Here is a 16389-nt window from a genome sequence, read left to right as displayed (position 1 = left end):
TATGGCGTATACGATTGGTGTCGATTTCGGCACATTGTCAGGCCGCGCGGTGCTCGTCAATGTCCGGACAGGGGAGGAAATCGCATCCGCTGTAAAAGAATACACTCATGCCGTCATCGACCGTACGCTGCCGAAGACGGGAGAAAAACTTCCTCGGGACTGGGCGCTTCAGCATCCAGCCGATTATATCGAAGTTCTGAAAACGGCGATTCCGAGTCTGCTTCAGCAGACGGGCACTGACCCGAAAGACGTGATCGGCTTAGGAATTGATTTTACCGCCTGCACCATCTTGCCGGTAGACGGATCGGGACAGCCGCTCTGCATGCTGCCGGAATTTGAACGGGAGCCTCACAGTTATGTGAAGCTGTGGAAGCATCATGCGGCTCAAAAATATGCGGACCGTTTAAACCGTATAGCCGAGGACACAAATGAAACATTTCTCAAAAGATACGGCGGAAAAATTTCTTCTGAATGGATGATCCCGAAAATCATGCAAATCGCGGAAGAAGCGCCGCATATATACGAGGCGGCAGACCGGATTGTGGAAGCGGCAGACTGGATCGTCTATCAATTGTGCGGTTCATTGAAGCGAAGCAACTGTACGGCCGGTTACAAAGCAATCTGGAATGACGAGACGGGGTATCCGCCGGATCATTTTTTCGAAAGGCTCAATCCTTTAATGAAAACGATTACAAAGGATAAATTAAGCGGAACCATTTATTCAGTCGGGGAAAAGGCAGGCGGGCTGACCGAAAAAATGGCGGAGCTGACCGGGCTTCTGCCGGGGACGGCCGTTGCCGTAGCCAATGTCGACGCACACGTGTCAGTGCCGGCGGTCGGCATTACAAAACCGGGGAAAATGCTGATGATCATGGGAACGTCCACCTGTCACGTGCTGCTTGGCGAGGAAGAACATATCGTCCCCGGTATGTGCGGAGTCGTAAATAACGGCATCTTGCCCGGATATGCGGGATATGAAGCGGGGCAGTCCTGTGTCGGCGACCACTTTGAATGGTTTGTCAAAACGTGTGTTCCGAGGGACTATGAGAAGGAAGCGGAGGATAAACACATAGACATTCACGAGCTTTTAAGCTTAAAAGCGGCTGAGCTTATTCCGGGGGAAAGCGGCCTTCTCGCGCTTGACTGGTGGAACGGAAACCGGTCAACCTTAGTGGACGCCGATTTGACGGGTATGATGCTTGGCATGACGCTGCACACGAAGCCGGAAGAAATCTACAGGGCATTGATTGAAGCGACGGCTTTCGGAACGAGGATGATTATCGAAACGTTCCGGGATAACGGTGTTCCGGTCGAAGAGCTTTACGCAGCCGGAGGAATCGCTGAAAAAAATCCTTTTATCATGCAGATTTATGCAGATATCACAAATATGGAGATTAAATTATCCGGGTCTCCGCAGGCGCCTGCACTGGGTTCCGCGATTTTCGGAGCGCTCGCTGCGGGACGGGAAAACGGAGGTTTCTCCAATATTGCTGAAGCCTGCGCACATATGGGGAAATTAAAAGACGCCTCTTATGTCCCGAATCGCGAAAGAGCTGAGATTTATGACAGCTTATATGCGGAATATAAAGAGCTCGTTCACTACTTCGGCAAAGAAAACAATGTCATGAAACGCCTGAAAGCCATTAAAAACCGTGAGTTCGTGAAAGGGGAGAGCCGCTATGCTTGAAGCGTTAAAAGAAGAAGTGCTCGCCGCCAATCTGAAGCTTGAGGAACATAACCTTGTCACGTTTACATGGGGAAATGTCAGCGGCATCGACCGAGAGAGCGGGAGAATCGTCATTAAACCGAGCGGTGTCGATTACAGTGAGCTGACCGCAGACAAACTGGTCGTCCTGAATGAGGACGGAGACATTCTGGAAGGCTCGCTGAAGCCGTCTTCTGACACGCCGACTCATCTTTATCTGTATAAAGCTTTTCCGGCTATCGGCGGAATCGTTCATACACATTCCCGCTGGGCGACGAGCTGGGCACAGTCAGGCAGGGACATTCCCGCGCTCGGAACGACTCACGCGGATTATTTTGAAAGCGCTATACCTTGCACGAGGGAAATGTATGAAGAAGAGATTGTAAAAGATTACGAATATCATACAGGCAAAGTCATAGCTGAAACCTTTCAAAATGAACCGTATGAACAAAATCCGGGTGTCCTCGTCCACAGTCACGGTCCGTTCTGCTGGGGAAAGGACGCGTTGAATGCCCTGCATAACGCCGTAGTGCTCGAAACAGTGGCGGAAATGGCCTACCATTCGCTCATGCTGAACAAACAGCTCAGTCCGATCGACAGAGTGCTGCATGATAAGCACTTTTACAGAAAACACGGGGCGAATGCTTATTATGGCCAAACTTGACGCATCCGGGTTTCTGATTGATTTAGACGGAACCGTATTCAGGGGGCAGGAGCTGATTGACGGCGCAGCAGAAGCCATTCACACCCTTCAGTCACTGGGCAAATCCGTTGTCTTTTTAAGCAACCGCGGCAATTTATCAAGGGCAATGTGCCGGAAGAAACTTCTCGGTGCCGGCATCCGGACGGATGAACGGAGCATCGTGCTGTCCTCCAGTGTGACGGCATCATTTTTAAAGAAGCATTATCCTTTGTCAAAGGTGTGGGTGTTAGGAGAGAAAGGGCTGACTGATGAACTCGCTTTAGCTGGTGTCGCCATGGCGCAAAAACCGCAGGCGGCAGACTGGCTTGTCATCTCCCTGCATGAAACCGTCACCTATGAGGATCTGAATCTCGCTTTTAAAGCAGCTTCCTCCGGCGCGCGCATCATCGCCACGAATCGGGACAGATCCTTTCCGAATGAAGGCGGCCATGCCATGGATGTCGCGGGAATGATCGGGGCCATTGAAGCATCTGCCGGAGCAAAAACGGAGCTTGTCATCGGCAAACCGTCTTGGCTGATGGCTGAAGCAGCATGTAAAGCGCTCGGGCTTCCTCCGGGAGAATGCGCCATTATCGGAGACAGTCTCGAATCAGATATCGCAATGGGCAGGCTGTACGGAATGAAAAGCGTACTGGTTCTGACTGGATCGGCCAAACTCGGGGAGCCCCGTCTTTATGAACCTGACATCGTACTCGGTTCTATTAAAGATCTGACAGAATTAGCGAAGGAGGGAATCCTTTTATGAAACTTTCTCCGGCGGACATTCAATCCGAGTTTGACAGAGAAGGGGGCAGCCGCTCGCCTATTCAAATAGAAGATATCGTGATCGGAGCGACTGCAAAAGAAGAACTTCTCAGATTTCTGCAAAAAAAATGCTGGAAACATCCGGTGATCGTCTGTGATCGGAACACTTACGAGGCAGCGGGACGGGTGCTTGCTGACGAATTGAAGGCCGGCGGGGTTAAAGCGGCAAAGCTCATCATTCCGGAGCATGAAGCCGGGACCGCTGCGGCTGATGAGAGGACACTGGTCTATACGCTGATCAATATCGCGGAAGAGACGGATGTAATCATTGCGGCCGGTTCAGGGACGATTCACGATATTACACGGTTTGCCGCCTATCAGCGCGGTTTGCCGTTTATATCATTCCCCACCGCTCCGTCAGTCGACGGTTTTACATCGGCGGGAGCGCCGCTCATATTAAACGGAATCAAAACGACGATTCAAACGAAAGCGCCGATCGCCCTCTTTGCGGATACGAATCTTTTAAAAGACGCGCCCCGTTCAATGACAGCCGCGGGATTCGGCGACATGCTCGGAAAAATAACATCGCTGGCAGATTGGGAGATATCCCGCAGGCTTGCAGATGAGCCATACTCAGAAGCAGGGGCGAAGCTTGTGAAAGACGCGCTTTGGCAGTGCATTGATCACCGCGCTGGCATTGCCGCGGGGACAGAGACCGGCATTGAGATACTGATGGAAGCGCTGATCGTTTCGGGCCTTGTCATGCTTGCCCTTGATCACTCCCGTCCCGCCTCAGGAGGAGAGCATCACATCTCGCATTGGATTGAGATGGAAATGCTGAAGACAAAACAGCCTCCGATTCTCCACGGTGCGAAGGTGGGATGCGCCTGCGCGGTGCTGAGTGATATTTACAAAGAACTGGCTTGTCACGAAAAGCTTGCAGAACTGCCGCCGAACTTTCGCAAGGCGATTCAATCAGCATATGAGGGGCTTCCTGACGGCAAAACAATTGCCGGGTGTCTCACATCTGCGGGAGGTCCAGCCTGTTTCGATGAAATCGGTGTCAAGAAGGAACTTGTCTGCGACGCGCTTAAGCATGCGCACACACTGAGAGACCGTTATACCGGTTTGACCATCATAAATGAACATGCAGCGCTCTTTGCACATCATTTGCTTCAATAGCCGCGCGGCCTAAAGTGGAGGGGGGATGACATGAAAAAAACGACCGCTGTATGTTTGGTGGTGATGATGCTCTTATTGTTTACCGCCGGCTGTTCAAAAGAACGGGCTGCCGGCCGGCCGGGAGAAACGGAGCTGACTTTTTGGACGTTTAACGGACTGCACGAACAGTTCTATCAGGAAATGGTCAAAGAATGGAATCAAAAATACCCGGAGCGCAAAATTAAGCTGAATACCGTTGTTTATCCTTATGGACAAATGCATGATAATCTATCTGTTTCGCTGATCGCGGGTGAGGGGCTTCCCGATATAGCTGACGTGGAATTAAGCCGGTTCTCGAACTTTCTGAAAGGAAAGGATATCCCGCTTGCCGATCTGACTCCGCTGATTGAAAAAGACCGCGATAAGTTTGTGGAGGCGCGTCTTGCCCTATACAGCAAAAACGGCAAATTGTACGGCCTTGATACACATGTGGGGACGACCGTCATGTTTTACAACATGGATATCATGAAAAAAGCGGGCGTTGATCCTGCCTCCATTAAGACATGGGAGGATTACCGGCGGGCAGGGAAAAAAGTGCGCGAAATTACGGGAAAACCGATGGGAACGGTTGAAACAAATGACTCCGCCACATTCCTTTCCATGATTTCGCAGCAGGGATCAGGCTACTTCAGCAAAAACGGCAAATTGATTCTGAACAGTAAAACGAATATAGACACATTGAATTACTTAAAGGACATGGTAAATGATAAAACCCTTCTGCCGGCTCCCGGCGGCGGCCATCACAGCGAAGAATACTACGGTTTTATGAATCAGAGCGGGGCGGCGTCAGTGCTGATGCCCATTTGGTACATGGGGCGGTTTATCGATTATATGCCTGACTTAAAAGGGAAAATGGCGATTTACCCTATGCCGGCCTGGAAAGAAGGCGGTGACCGATCAGCGGGCTTGGGCGGAACAGCCACCGTCGTGCCGAAACAGGCTGAACATCTGGAGCTCGCGAAAGAATTTCTCGGATTTGCGAAAGGTTCAAAGGAAGGAAATATTAAGCTGTGGACGGTGCTCGGCTTTGATCCGCTCCGCTGGGACGTGTGGAATTCAAAAGAATTGAAGGAGAAAAACAAGTACACTGATTTCTTCCGGAACGGTACGTCCATTTTTTCCTCACTCCTTGAGATAAAAGATGAGATCAATCCGATTTATCTGCATGAAGACTTCTCTAAAGCGGCTGATCTCGTAGTCAGACAGGTGCTGTTCGATGCGCTTAAGACGCAGGAAAAAACACCTGAGGAAGCCTTGGACGAGGCGGCACAGCAATTGGAAAAATAAGAAGCCGCCCAATTTAACAGAGAAAGCGGGGGAGCTTTTATGAGACCTGTAAAGACAGAGTCAGCGCAAACCGTTTCTGCAGTCCGGAGAGAGCCGCGCCGGCGCAATGTGCTGTATTCAAAAAAAGCGGCGCCTTATCTATTTACGGCGCCTTTTATCATTTCGTTTCTCGTCTTCTTTTTGTATCCGATCATCAGTGTGTTTATCATGAGTTTTCAGCGGATACTGCCGGGAGAAGTTACATTTGTCGGGTTTTCCAATTATACCGCTCTTCTTAATCCAACCTTTTATACCGCATTATTCAATACATTGGAATATACCTTCTGGACGCTCGTCGTGCTGATTCCGGTGCCGCTTCTTTTAGCGGTGTTTCTGAATTCGAAGCTCGTCATGTTCAGAAATGTATTTAAATCGGCACTGTTTATACCGGCTTTAACATCGACAATCGTAGCGGGCATTATATTCCGGCTGATGTTCGGAGAAATGAATACATCGCTGGCAAATGAGCTGATGATCAAGCTCGGCGCATCGCCCCAAAACTGGCTCAACAACAAAGGAACCGGGATGTTTTTAATGGTGCTCCTTGCATCATGGAGATGGATGGGCATTAACATTCTTTATTTTTTGGCCGGATTGCAGAACGTGCCGAAAGAATTATATGAAGCCGCTGAAATTGACGGGGCGAGTACGTGGAAAAAGTTCCGGCATATTACCCTCCCGTTTTTAAAGCCGGTGTCCGTTTATGTGTTAACGATCAGTATTATTGGCGGGTTCAGAATGTTTGAGGAAAGCTATGTGCTTTGGCAGAATAATTCCCCGGGCAATATCGGCCTCACGCTTGTCGGTTATTTATATCAGCAGGGGCTTGCGTATAACGAAATGGGGTACGGTGCCGCAATCGGAATTGTCCTTTTGCTCATCATCTTACTGGTCAGCCTTGTCTCGCTGAAACTGTCCGGTTCGTTTAAAGGGGAGGGATAAGTGGTGCGTCACAATCACATGTCTCTTGTGTACAGAGTTGCGTTTACCTTGTTTTTTATCATGCTGAGCCTGCTGTATATCTTTCCGTTGCTCTGCCTGCTGCTCGGTTCATTAAAGCCGTCATCTGAGCTGATGCGCATCGGGCTGAATCTGCGTCTTGATCCGGATGTGATGAGCCTTGATAACTACACGTATTTGTTCCACGGGGGAAGCATTTATTTTAAGTGGTTTTTTAACAGCCTGCTGCTCGGCGTTCTCACCACGGTTCTCACGCTGTTTTTTTCCTCTATGATCGGCTACGGACTCGGTGTCTATGAGTTTAAAGGCAGAAATGTTATTTTCGTTCTTGTGCTGATCATTATGATGGTGCCACTTGAAGTGATGATGCTTCCGTTATTTAAACTGACGGTGGGCCTTCATTTGATCGATTCTTATACGGGGGTGATTCTGCCGTTTATCGTGTCGCCTGTCGCTGTGTTCTTTTTCAGGCAATACGCGCTCGGCCTTCCGAAAGATCTGCTTGATTCAGCGAGAATGGACGGCTGCACGGAGTTCGGAATTTTCTTCAGAATTATGGCGCCGCTCATGAAACCGGCATTCGGAGCAATGATCATTCTCCAATCTTTAAACAGCTGGAATAACTTTTTATGGCCGCTAATCGTGCTTCGGTCGAAAGAAATGTTTACGCTTCCAATCGGGCTTTCGGGGCTGCTGAGTCCGTACGGCAATAACTATGACATGCTGATCTCCGGTTCCGTTTTTGCGATACTGCCGGTCATCATCATATTCTTGTTTTTCCAAAAATACTTCATTTCCGGCCTGACAGTCGGCGGAGTGATGGGATAGAGAGGGAGGAAACATAATGAAAAAAGCGGGAATTACGGCAGATAAAGAATATATCATCGGTGAAGTGGACAAACGGATTTACGGTTCATTTATAGAACATATGGGCCGGGCGGTGTATGAAGGCATTTATGAGCCCGGACACCCGAAAGCCGACCAGGACGGTTTCAGAACAGATGTACAGGAGCTGATCAAGGAATTGCAGGTGCCCTTCATCCGCTATCCGGGAGGGAATTTTCTCTCAGGCTATAATTGGGAAGACGGCGTCGGACCTGTGAAGGACCGCCCGCGAAGGCTTGATTTGGCATGGCAGACGACAGAAACGAACGAAGTCGGGACGAATGAATTTTTAACGTGGGCAAAAAAAGTGAACGCCGAAGTGAATATGGCGGTCAATCTAGGGACGAGAGGAATCGACGCCGCCAGGAACCTCGTCGAATACTGCAACCATCCTGAAGGGTCATACTGGAGCGATTTACGAAAATCGCACGGGTATGAGAAACCTTACGGCATAAAAACATGGTGCTTAGGAAATGAGATGGACGGCCCTTGGCAGATCGGGCATAAAACGGCGCACGAATACGGGCGGCTCGCCGCTGAAACGGCAAAGGTAATGAAATGGACGGACCCGACGATTGAATTGGTGGCTTGCGGAAGCTCAAACAGCGGCATGCCGACCTTTATCGAGTGGGAGGCGGAGGTGCTGGAGCATACGTACGAGCATGTGGATTACATCTCACTGCATACGTATTACGGCAACCATGAAAATGATCTTGAAAATTATTTGGCGAAGTCCATGGATTTAGACCATTTTATCAAATCTGTAACAGCCGTATGTGATTATATGAAAGCGAAAAAGCGCAGCAAAAAAACGATTCAGCTTTCATTAGATGAATGGAATGTGTGGTATCACTCAAATGAAGCGGATAAAAAAGTGGAACCGTGGATTACGGCCCGGCCGATCCTTGAAGACATCTACAATTTTGAAGATGCGCTGTTGATCGGTTCATTGCTGATTACGATGCTGCAGCATGCGGACAGACTAAAGATCGCCTGTCTCGCCCAGCTTGTCAACGTGATTGCGCCTATCATGACAGAAAAGGGCGGAGAAGCGTGGAGGCAGCCGATCTTTTACCCTTACATGCACGCCTCTGTCTATGGAAGAGGGACTTCAATGAAGCTGCTGGTGACCTCCCCGAAATACGACTCCGCGGATTTTACGGATGTGCCGTATGTTGATGCCGCGGCCGTTTACCATGAAGAGGATGAAACCCTGACCATTTTTGCCGTCAACAAAAGCAAGGAACTGATGGAAACGGAGATAAAACTGAGAGGGTTTGAAAATTACCGCATCATTGAGCATATCGTGCTCGAGCATCAGGATATGAAAGCGACCAATCAATAAAACAGAAAACAAGTCATTCCGCATGCGAACGGGACATCTTCCGCAAGCGCAGAAGGAATAACAGCTCATTTTACGCCGCTGTCCTGGAATGTCATCCGTTTATCAGGAAAATAATGTTCCGAAAAGCCGGCGACAAAGCCCGGCTTTTTTTACGCAAAAAATCATCTCCTGTTATTTGATAATTGTGATAATATTTAGAAAAAGAGAAAAGGGGCTGGGATTAAATGAATGCGATTACAATCGTCATAGCGTCTATATGTATTTTGGCGATCGCCTATCGGCTTTACGGTACTTTTATGATGGTCAAAGTATTAAAAATCAATGATCAGACACCGACTCCGGCCCATGTGCTTGAGGACGGGAAAGATTATGTGCCGACGAATAAATGGGTGTCATTCGGCCACCACTTTGCGGCAATCGCTGCCGCCGGCCCGCTTGTCGGACCGATTCTGGCGGCACAGTTCGGCTATCTGCCCGGGCTTTTATGGCTGTTAATCGGGGCGGTGATCGGAGGAGCCGTGCATGATATTGTCGTATTGTTTGCATCGATGCGTAAAAACGGAAAAACGCTTTCTGAAGTCGCCAAAGAAGAGCTTGGTCCGGTGGCGGGATTTTGCACTGGTCTTTCCATGCTGTTTATCATTACGATCACGATGGCGGGGCTGTCGATGGTTGTGCTCCATGCGCTTGAGCAAAACCCGTGGGGAACGTTTGCGGTAGGGATTACGATTCCGATCGCCATGGGGGTCGGCGTCTACTATAAAAAAACGGGCAATCTCAAACTTGCATCAACTGTCGGTTTTCTTTTGCTGATGGCCGGTGTTGTGATCGGGCCGTGGCTGCAAACAACGGCTCTCGGCGACATGCTGACATTGGATGCGAAAACACTCGCGGTGGCGCTTCCCGTCTATGCATTTTTCGCCGCGGCGCTTCCGGTTTGGCTTTTGCTTGCCCCGCGTGACTATTTAAGCAGTTTTATGAAAATCGGGGTTTTTGCCGCATTAATCGCAGGTGTCTTTTTCGTAAATCCAGCCGTTCAATTCCCGGCAGTGACAGAGTTTATTCACGGCGGCGGACCGGTGATCGCGGGTCCTGTCTGGCCGTTTATTTCAATAACGATTGCCTGCGGCGCCATTTCAGGCTTTCATGCATTTGTCGGTTCCGGCACAACCCCGAAAATGCTTGATAAATGGAGTGATATAAAGCCTGTTGCTTTCGGAGCGATGCTTGTTGAATGTCTCGTCGGAATCATGGCGCTTATTGCTGCTGCCGCTCTCGAGCCTGCCGACTATTTTGCCATTAACAGCACGCCTGAAATATTCCGCACGCTCGGGATGAATGTCATCCACCTGCCTGAATTGAGCAAAGGAATCGGGCTCAGTCTGGAAGGAAGGACGGGAGGCGCTGTTACACTTGCCGTCGGAATGACTTATATTTTTACGGAAATTCCTTTTTTTAGTCATTTGGCTTCATATTTCTTTCAATTTGTCATTATGTTTGAAGCGGTGTTTATTTTAACGGCGATTGATGCGGGAACCCGTGTCGCCCGCTATTTGATTCAGGAGTTTTTCGGAGAGGTATATAAGCCGCTGAAAAAAACAGATTGGCTGCCGGGCTCGATTTTCTCAAGCGCGCTCGCCTGCCTGCTGTGGGGCTATCTTCTGTATTCCGGCGACATCAGCTCCATTTGGGCGCTGTTCGGCGTGTCCAATCAGCTTATGGCTTCTGTCGGATTAATCATCGGTGCGACCGTCGTATTGAAAATAGCCGATAAGCGGCGCTATATGCTGACATGCCTGATTCCCCTCGCTTATTTGTACGTCACCGTCAACTATGCGGGGTATTGGATGGTGAGGTATGTGTATTTGAACCCCGAAGCGGCAGGATACAATGTGCTGAATGGTGTTTTATCCATTATCATGCTCATTCTCGGACTTGTGATTATCATTGCGGCTGTGAAGAAATGGGCAAACGTATGGCGTGATCCGAGTGCCAGACTGGAGGCTTCAATACCCGGATAAATCCGCCGCCGATCAGAACATTGCAGCATCATAAAAGCAGAGAGCCGATCGGTCTCTCTGCTTTCGGTTTAGGACAAATCCGCCGCTTCCAGAAGGTAATCCGCCAAATGTACCGCGCGGACACGGTCTGTTATGCCTTCACGCAAGATGCCGAGCTGCATTTGCAGAAGGCATCCGGGGTTGGCTGTCACGATGACGGCCGCTTCCGTTTTTCCGGCAGCTTTCATCTTGCTGTCTAATATTTTCATAGACATTTCTGATTCTGTTATATTATAAATTCCCGCCGACCCGCAGCAGCTGTCGGCCTTTTCCATTTCTCTGAACTCAGCCCCTTTAATGCTTTTCAAAAGCGTGCGCGGCTCTTCTGACGTATGCATCACATTGCGGAGATGGCAGGAGTCCTGATATGTGACGATATGAGGGGACCGCGCCCGTAGGTCCCTTTGATGGAACTTCAGTTCAACCAGTACGGATGAAAAATCTTTGAGCTTCCGGACGAATTGTTTTGCGCGCTCCGCCCATTCAGGTTCATCTTTTAGTAAATGCGGATATTCCTGAAGAAAGGCGCCGCATCCGCCGGCGTTTGTAATGATATAATCAGCGTCAAGCGCCTCAAAGGCCGCGATATTCCGCTTGGCGAGTTCTTTTCCCGTCTCTTTTTCTCCGCTGTGCCCGTGAAGCGCGCCGCAGCACGCCTGACCCTCCGGAACCGCGATTTCACATCCGGCCGCCTGTAACAGCGCAGTTGTCGCATGATTTGTCGCTAAAAACATCGTATCCATTAAGCAGCCCGAGAAAAAAGCGACCCGTTTTTTAACGGAGCCCGCGGCAGGAAGAAAACGCGGCCGTTCCTTCATGTCTTTCCGTTTCGGGACGGGCGGAAGCACTTGTTCCATTGTGCGCAGATGCTCAGGCAAAACGCACAGCATACCGGTTTTTCTGACGGCGGCCTGCAATCCCGACCTTTGATATATCCCGAGAAGGTTTGCCGCTGTCTGCATGCGGTTTTGATGAGGGAAAAGCCCGGTAAAGGCGGCTTTCCGCAAAAGGCGTACGCCCGGCTTATGTTTTTTATTTTGATGAATGATATCCCTTGCTTCTTCAAGCAGCTGTCCGTAATTAACCCCTGCGGGACAAACGGGTTCGCATGCCCGGCATCCGAGACACAGCGAAAGTGAGCGCTCGACATTTTCATCCGGCTCGATCAGTCCGTCTGTGACGGCTTTCATCAGGGCGATCCGGCCGCGCGGCGAATGGGATTCTTGAAATCCCGATTCTATATAGGTCGGACAGGAAGGAAGACAGAAGCCGCAGCGCATACAGTTCAGCAATTCACCTTCATCCATCCGGCTTTTGAATTCTTTTTGAATTTGCTTCTGTTCTTTAGCTGTTGTCATTTCATCACCACCACGCGTTTCCTTGATGAATTGGCGAATATTTTGCCCGGATTCAGCAGGTTTTGGGGATCGAGCGCTTGTTTGATGGCTTTCATTGCGGTGATGCCTTCTGTTTTCAGCTTCATTTCTAAATACGGCGCTTTCACGATGCCGACCCCGTGTTCACCCGTTATCGTTCCGCCCAGCTCAATCGCTTTCTCAAAAATGGCGGCAAAGGCTTTTTCGACACGTTCCATTTCCTCTTTATTTCTGATATCGGTGGTGCACGTCGGATGAAGGTTGCCGTCGCCTGCATGGCCGAAAGTACAGATGGACAAGCCGTATGTTTCTGCAATCTCGTTAATGGCTCTGACCATGCTGGCAATTTGTGACCTGGGCACGGTCGCATCTTCCAGAATTGTTGTCGGTTTCAGTCTGGCAAGAGCTGATAATGCGGATCTTCTGGCCTCTGTAAGGGCGAATGCCTCCTCCTCGGTTTCAGCCGTTTGGACCGATGCGGCGGCTCCGTTTTTACAGATGGCTTCGATTTTTTCCATATCGCGTCTGACCGTATCGCTGTCACCGTCCTGTTCGATCAGCAGGACGGCTTTTGCGTCGGTCGGAAGCCCGATCTTGACGTAATCTTCAATGACCTGCAGTGTCGGCTGATCCAGAAATTCGAGTGTCGCTGGAATGATTTTTTCAGCAATAATGGCAGAAACAGATTCCGCAGCCGCTTCAATATGTTCATAGAGTGCGAGCAGCGTTTTTTTCGTTTCCGGCTTCGGAACAAGCTTTAAAGTCGCTTCGGTCACAATGCCGAGCGTTCCCTCAGATCCGACAAAAAGCCTTGTCAGATCATAACCTGCAACATCCTTTGTCAGCTTTCCGCCTGTGCGGATGATATCGCCTGATGCCAGGACCGCTTCAAGGCCGAGCACATAATCCCGGGTGACGCCGTACTTCAGTCCGCGCAGCCCGCCGGAATTTTCATTAATATTCCCGCCGATGGTCGATATTTTCATGCTGCTCGGATCAGGCGGATAAAATAAACCTTTTCGTTCCACCGCATGGATCATATCTTGCGTAATCACACCAGGCTGTACGGTTGCCGTCAAATTTTCTTCATCAATTTCGAGAATGCGGTTCATATGTTTGAATAAAAGAACAAGACCGCCTTCAGACGGACATGTGCCGCCGCATAAGTTTGTGCCTGAACCCCTCGGCACGATCGGAATGTCATACCTGCTGCAAATCGTTAGTATACGTGATACGTCATCCGCGCAGCGGGGGGCTATTACCGCATCCGGCATGGCCTGCAGCTGAGGGGCCGCATCGTACGAATACACAAGACGCCCCGCCGCCGAATCATCATAATTCTCCTCTCCGACCGCCAGAATGAACTGTTCCTTTGCCTCTCGTGAAATCATATTCTCCCAACCTCCCTGATTAGAAAAGCGTTTTCATTTAATTGTAAAGAAAAATGATTCCGCGCACTATGGAGAAACATATGAAAAATGACGATGAGATTACGTGTTTTTTGTATGTTGGTCTAAAAAGCGAAGCGCCAAATAAAAAGCCGTAATGTCTTCAGGGCGGTCAAGCTTCATATTTGTCAATGATTCCAGTTTGGAAAGACGGTAGCGCAATGTATTAATATGAATGTGCATGTCGCTAGCGGTGCGCTTTAACGATAATTGCCGGTTGAAAAAGGCGCGCAGCGTATCCAGAAGTTCTTCACGGCCGAGCACATGCTTGAGAACACGGCGTGAAAATTCCGACCGTGTGCCGGGCGCAATTTCGGCAAGACACATATCCAGTTTTAAATCTTCTTCAAAGACGGCCTGCTTGTCAGCAATGCCTGCCGAAAGAGCTTTCTCCGCCTGTCCGTATGATTCCGTGAGGCGCTCTCCCGGAACAATCCGACCGATGCCGGCCGTGACAGGCTGCCCAAAAACAGCGCCGATTCTTTTGATCAGCTGCTGTTTGGAACTTGAATTTGTTTCATGATTAATGAGAATGCGTTCATTTCCCCAGCGGACAAACAGGTCTTCAGGGCATTCGTTCTGCCAGATTCGCCTGAGCTCTTCTGCTTTATATTGCTTATAACGGTCTTGAATGAGTATGATCCGGCGGTGTGAATGCAGATCTGCGCCGAGGAGCTTTGCTTTTTCTATAAAGCCCGGGGACCATTCTTTTAACTGCAGCCAATCAACCATAAAAGATTCAAGCATTCTCGCACGCCACTGCGCTTCTTCCATGTGGCGCGTTTCTTTAATAAACAGCTCTGTCATTTTTCTGAGCAATTCTCCGAAAGGCAGGATATCGTCAGGGTTTCCTGTCAGACCGAATACTCCGATCACCTCATGACCCGAAAAAACGGGGAGGTTCAGTCCTGCTTTTACGCCCTCGAGCCGTTTTTCATCTTCTTTCGTGATGATGACATTCCGTTTTTCGCGCGCGCAGATCAGTGCGCCTTCATGAAAACATCCGGCGCGCGCTTCGTTGGTGCCGGCGATGATCATTCCTTTTGTATCGGCAATAATCACTTCGCGGCTGTACATGTGTTTGACTTCGGCAATCAATTTCTTTGCCAGTTCCGGCTGTAACTGCATGGCGATCCCCCTCGCCGTTATTATACAAAAAAACCGGGTGTGCCATCACCCGGTTCATGCTTATTGCGCAGGCTTTAATCCGCCTTCAAGTGTTTTGAGCATTTCATTTTTTTCTGATTCTGACGCATGCTGCCAAAGAACTTCGAATAATACGCCGAGGCCCGGAAGCATTTTTTCTTCACCGCTTTGGATGGCGTCAACGATAGTGTGCTCCAGCTGGTCTTGGTTATTGCCGGTTACATTGGCAATAACGGCGTTGCGTAAATTAAGATCCATTACAACCGCTCCTTTTTCCTGATTGTGATACGCATATTCTTACCGCGCACGCGGTTTATTATGTGCTGTTCTTGAGATATAATAACAACATGCATGAAAAAAGGAGAGCACAGAAATAAAGTGAAACGAATCGACTCTGCAAAAAACCAAAAAGTGAAGGACTGGAAAAAACTTCACACAAAAAAAGAGAGACTTAAAACGAATACATTTCTGATAGAAGGAGAGCATCTGGCAGAAGAAGCGCTCAAATCAAAGGGAACGGTAAAAGAAATTCTCGTAAAAGATGAGAGCGCCATCCCAGCCGATCTGGACATGAGCATTCCTTGTTATGTGCTGAGCGAAGACGCGTTTTCAGCCGTGACGGAAACGGAAACGCCGCAGCGGATCGCCGCAGTCTGCCATATGCCGGAAGAGAAGCCTGATCCGCTGAAGCGGCTCCTTCTGATTGATGCCGTGCAGGACCCGGGGAATTTAGGAACAATGATCAGAACGGCGGATGCGGCGGGTATCGACGCCGTTGTCCTTGGTGACGGGACGGCAGATCCATACAGCGGAAAAACGCTGCGTTCTGCCCAAGGATCTCACTTTCATATTCCCATTTTGAAACGTCCGCTTGATGAGTTTACCGATGAGCTGAAATCACAAGGTGTCGCGATCTACGGCACGGCGCTTGAAAACGGTGCGGTTTATCAAAGCGTGAAGCCTGAAGAATCGTTCGCGTTAATCGTCGGGAACGAGGGAGCGGGAGTGGACGCCGGCCTTCTGCAAAAAACAGATCTCAACCTGTATGTTCCGTTGTACGGACAGGCGGAATCGCTGAATGTGGCGGTAGCGGCCGCAATCCTCGTATATCATCTTAGAGGATAGGTTGCGCAAAGCCGCGAATTTCACTATAATAGATAGCAATAATGTAAAAACCGTGACAGAGGACGTCAATTTTTGCACACACTGCCTTCCAGGGAGAAAATGCCGCTGACTGAAAGCATTTTTATCGCAGCACAGAAATTGATTTTCACCTCTCGAGTTGTCACCGGGACCGCGCCAAACGCGCGTAAAGGTGAACCGGAACGATCGTTTCCGTTATGTCAATGAAGCTTTCGGCAGATGAAGTCTGCCTTAAAAAGGGTGGTACCGCGGCCACAACTCGTCCCTTCTCTAAGGGGCGGGTTTTTTTGTTTTCTGAAAAAGGCATAGAACGGTTTGGTTTACATA

General features: G+C 49.5%; 13 protein-coding genes and 1 pseudogene. 10 read left to right on the top strand and 4 right to left on the bottom strand.

Annotated features, from left to right (window positions below; all coding sequences use genetic code 11):
* Nucleotide 1: 1 nt before the first annotated feature.
* The 9 genes and pseudogenes from araB to cstA all read left to right on the top strand — a co-directional run bounded on the left by araB (nt 2) and on the right by cstA (nt 10910).
* Entirely contained in the window at nt 2–1687 is a 1686-nt protein-coding gene (gene araB / locus ACW5MY_RS13165) for a ribulokinase (RefSeq protein WP_013353130.1), read from the top strand.
* Complete coding sequence (gene araD / locus ACW5MY_RS13160; RefSeq protein ID WP_013353129.1) at nt 1680–2369, top strand: L-ribulose-5-phosphate 4-epimerase; 690 nt, start codon at nt 1680–1682, stop codon at nt 2367–2369. Before araB ends, araD begins: the two co-directional genes overlap by 8 nt.
* Nucleotides 2347–3153, top strand: a complete 807-nt coding sequence (locus ACW5MY_RS13155; RefSeq protein ID WP_373419132.1) for an HAD-IIA family hydrolase — start codon at nt 2347–2349, stop codon at nt 3151–3153. The genes araD and ACW5MY_RS13155 overlap by 23 nt, the downstream gene beginning before the upstream one ends.
* Nucleotides 3150–4334: a sn-glycerol-1-phosphate dehydrogenase gene (locus tag ACW5MY_RS13150; protein WP_289393812.1), complete on the top strand. Its 1185-nt coding sequence runs from the start codon at nt 3150–3152 to the stop codon at nt 4332–4334. Before ACW5MY_RS13155 ends, ACW5MY_RS13150 begins: the two co-directional genes overlap by 4 nt.
* A gap of 30 nt (nt 4335–4364) precedes the next feature.
* Nucleotides 4365–5660 (top strand): ABC transporter substrate-binding protein, encoded by a 1296-nt coding sequence (locus ACW5MY_RS13145; RefSeq protein WP_013353126.1) that lies wholly within the window; start codon nt 4365–4367, stop codon nt 5658–5660.
* 39 nt (nt 5661–5699) lie between these two features.
* Nucleotides 5700–6641, top strand: a complete 942-nt coding sequence (locus ACW5MY_RS13140; RefSeq protein WP_013353125.1) for a carbohydrate ABC transporter permease — start codon at nt 5700–5702, stop codon at nt 6639–6641.
* 18 nt (nt 6642–6659) lie between these two features.
* The gene (locus tag ACW5MY_RS13135; RefSeq protein ID WP_434534076.1) at nt 6660–7487 is read left to right on the top strand and encodes a carbohydrate ABC transporter permease; all 828 of its coding nucleotides are present in this window, start codon (nt 6660–6662) and stop codon (nt 7485–7487) included.
* 16 nt (nt 7488–7503) lie between these two features.
* A pseudogene (arfA, locus tag ACW5MY_RS13130) lies at nt 7504–9003 on the top strand (arabinosylfuranosidase ArfA).
* A 110-nt stretch (nt 9004–9113) separates the two neighbouring features.
* Complete coding sequence (gene cstA, locus ACW5MY_RS13125; RefSeq protein WP_013353122.1) at nt 9114–10910, top strand: carbon starvation protein CstA; 1797 nt, start codon at nt 9114–9116, stop codon at nt 10908–10910.
* Nucleotides 10911–10978: 68 nt separating this feature from the next.
* On the opposite strand, the gene ACW5MY_RS13120 is transcribed toward cstA, so the two are convergent.
* The 4 genes from ACW5MY_RS13120 to sspI form a co-directional block, all read right to left on the bottom strand.
* A complete protein-coding gene (locus tag ACW5MY_RS13120) occupies nt 10979–12307 on the bottom strand; it encodes a (Fe-S)-binding protein (protein ID WP_289393809.1) in 1329 nt (442 codons plus the stop codon).
* Entirely contained in the window at nt 12304–13716 is a 1413-nt protein-coding gene (gene glcD / locus ACW5MY_RS13115; protein ID WP_013353120.1) for a glycolate oxidase subunit GlcD, read from the bottom strand. The genes ACW5MY_RS13120 and glcD overlap by 4 nt, the downstream gene beginning before the upstream one ends.
* A gap of 99 nt (nt 13717–13815) precedes the next feature.
* On the bottom strand, nt 13816–14901 hold the full coding sequence (locus ACW5MY_RS13110; RefSeq protein ID WP_013353119.1) for a CdaR family transcriptional regulator: 1086 nt from the start codon (nt 14899–14901) through the stop codon (nt 13816–13818).
* Between the two features lie 60 nt (nt 14902–14961).
* On the bottom strand, nt 14962–15177 hold the full coding sequence (sspI, locus tag ACW5MY_RS13105; protein ID WP_013353118.1) for a small acid-soluble spore protein SspI: 216 nt from the start codon (nt 15175–15177) through the stop codon (nt 14962–14964).
* Between the two features lie 120 nt (nt 15178–15297).
* Here sspI and ACW5MY_RS13100 point away from each other — a divergent pair, with 120 nt between their 5' ends.
* Entirely contained in the window at nt 15298–16044 is a 747-nt protein-coding gene (locus ACW5MY_RS13100; RefSeq protein WP_289393807.1) for a TrmH family RNA methyltransferase, read from the top strand.
* Nucleotides 16045–16389: the final 345 nt, after the last annotated feature.

Source organism: Bacillus sp. Bwzl_19 (assembly GCF_054900515.1).
Note: the sequence above shows the minus strand (reverse complement) of the source record. Positions and strands in the feature narration are given on the sequence as shown.

Coding starts and splice junctions, on each gene's coding strand:
- araD (WP_013353129.1), top strand. CDS start 1,680: ATGCTTGAAGCGTTAAAAGAAGAAGTGCTCGCCGCCAATCTGAAGCTT.
- ACW5MY_RS13140 (WP_013353125.1), top strand. CDS start 5,700: ATGAGACCTGTAAAGACAGAGTCAGCGCAAACCGTTTCTGCAGTCCGG.
- ACW5MY_RS13120 (WP_289393809.1), bottom strand. CDS start 12,307: ATGACAACAGCTAAAGAACAGAAGCAAATTCAAAAAGAATTCAAAAGC.
- ACW5MY_RS13135 (WP_434534076.1), top strand. CDS start 6,660: ATGTCTCTTGTGTACAGAGTTGCGTTTACCTTGTTTTTTATCATGCTG.
- ACW5MY_RS13150 (WP_289393812.1), top strand. CDS start 3,150: ATGAAACTTTCTCCGGCGGACATTCAATCCGAGTTTGACAGAGAAGGG.
- araB (WP_013353130.1), top strand. CDS start 2: ATGGCGTATACGATTGGTGTCGATTTCGGCACATTGTCAGGCCGCGCG.
- glcD (WP_013353120.1), bottom strand. CDS start 13,716: ATGATTTCACGAGAGGCAAAGGAACAGTTCATTCTGGCGGTCGGAGAG.
- ACW5MY_RS13110 (WP_013353119.1), bottom strand. CDS start 14,901: ATGCAGTTACAGCCGGAACTGGCAAAGAAATTGATTGCCGAAGTCAAA.
- ACW5MY_RS13145 (WP_013353126.1), top strand. CDS start 4,365: ATGAAAAAAACGACCGCTGTATGTTTGGTGGTGATGATGCTCTTATTG.
- ACW5MY_RS13155 (WP_373419132.1), top strand. CDS start 2,347: ATGCTTATTATGGCCAAACTTGACGCATCCGGGTTTCTGATTGATTTA.
- cstA (WP_013353122.1), top strand. CDS start 9,114: ATGAATGCGATTACAATCGTCATAGCGTCTATATGTATTTTGGCGATC.
- sspI (WP_013353118.1), bottom strand. CDS start 15,177: ATGGATCTTAATTTACGCAACGCCGTTATTGCCAATGTAACCGGCAAT.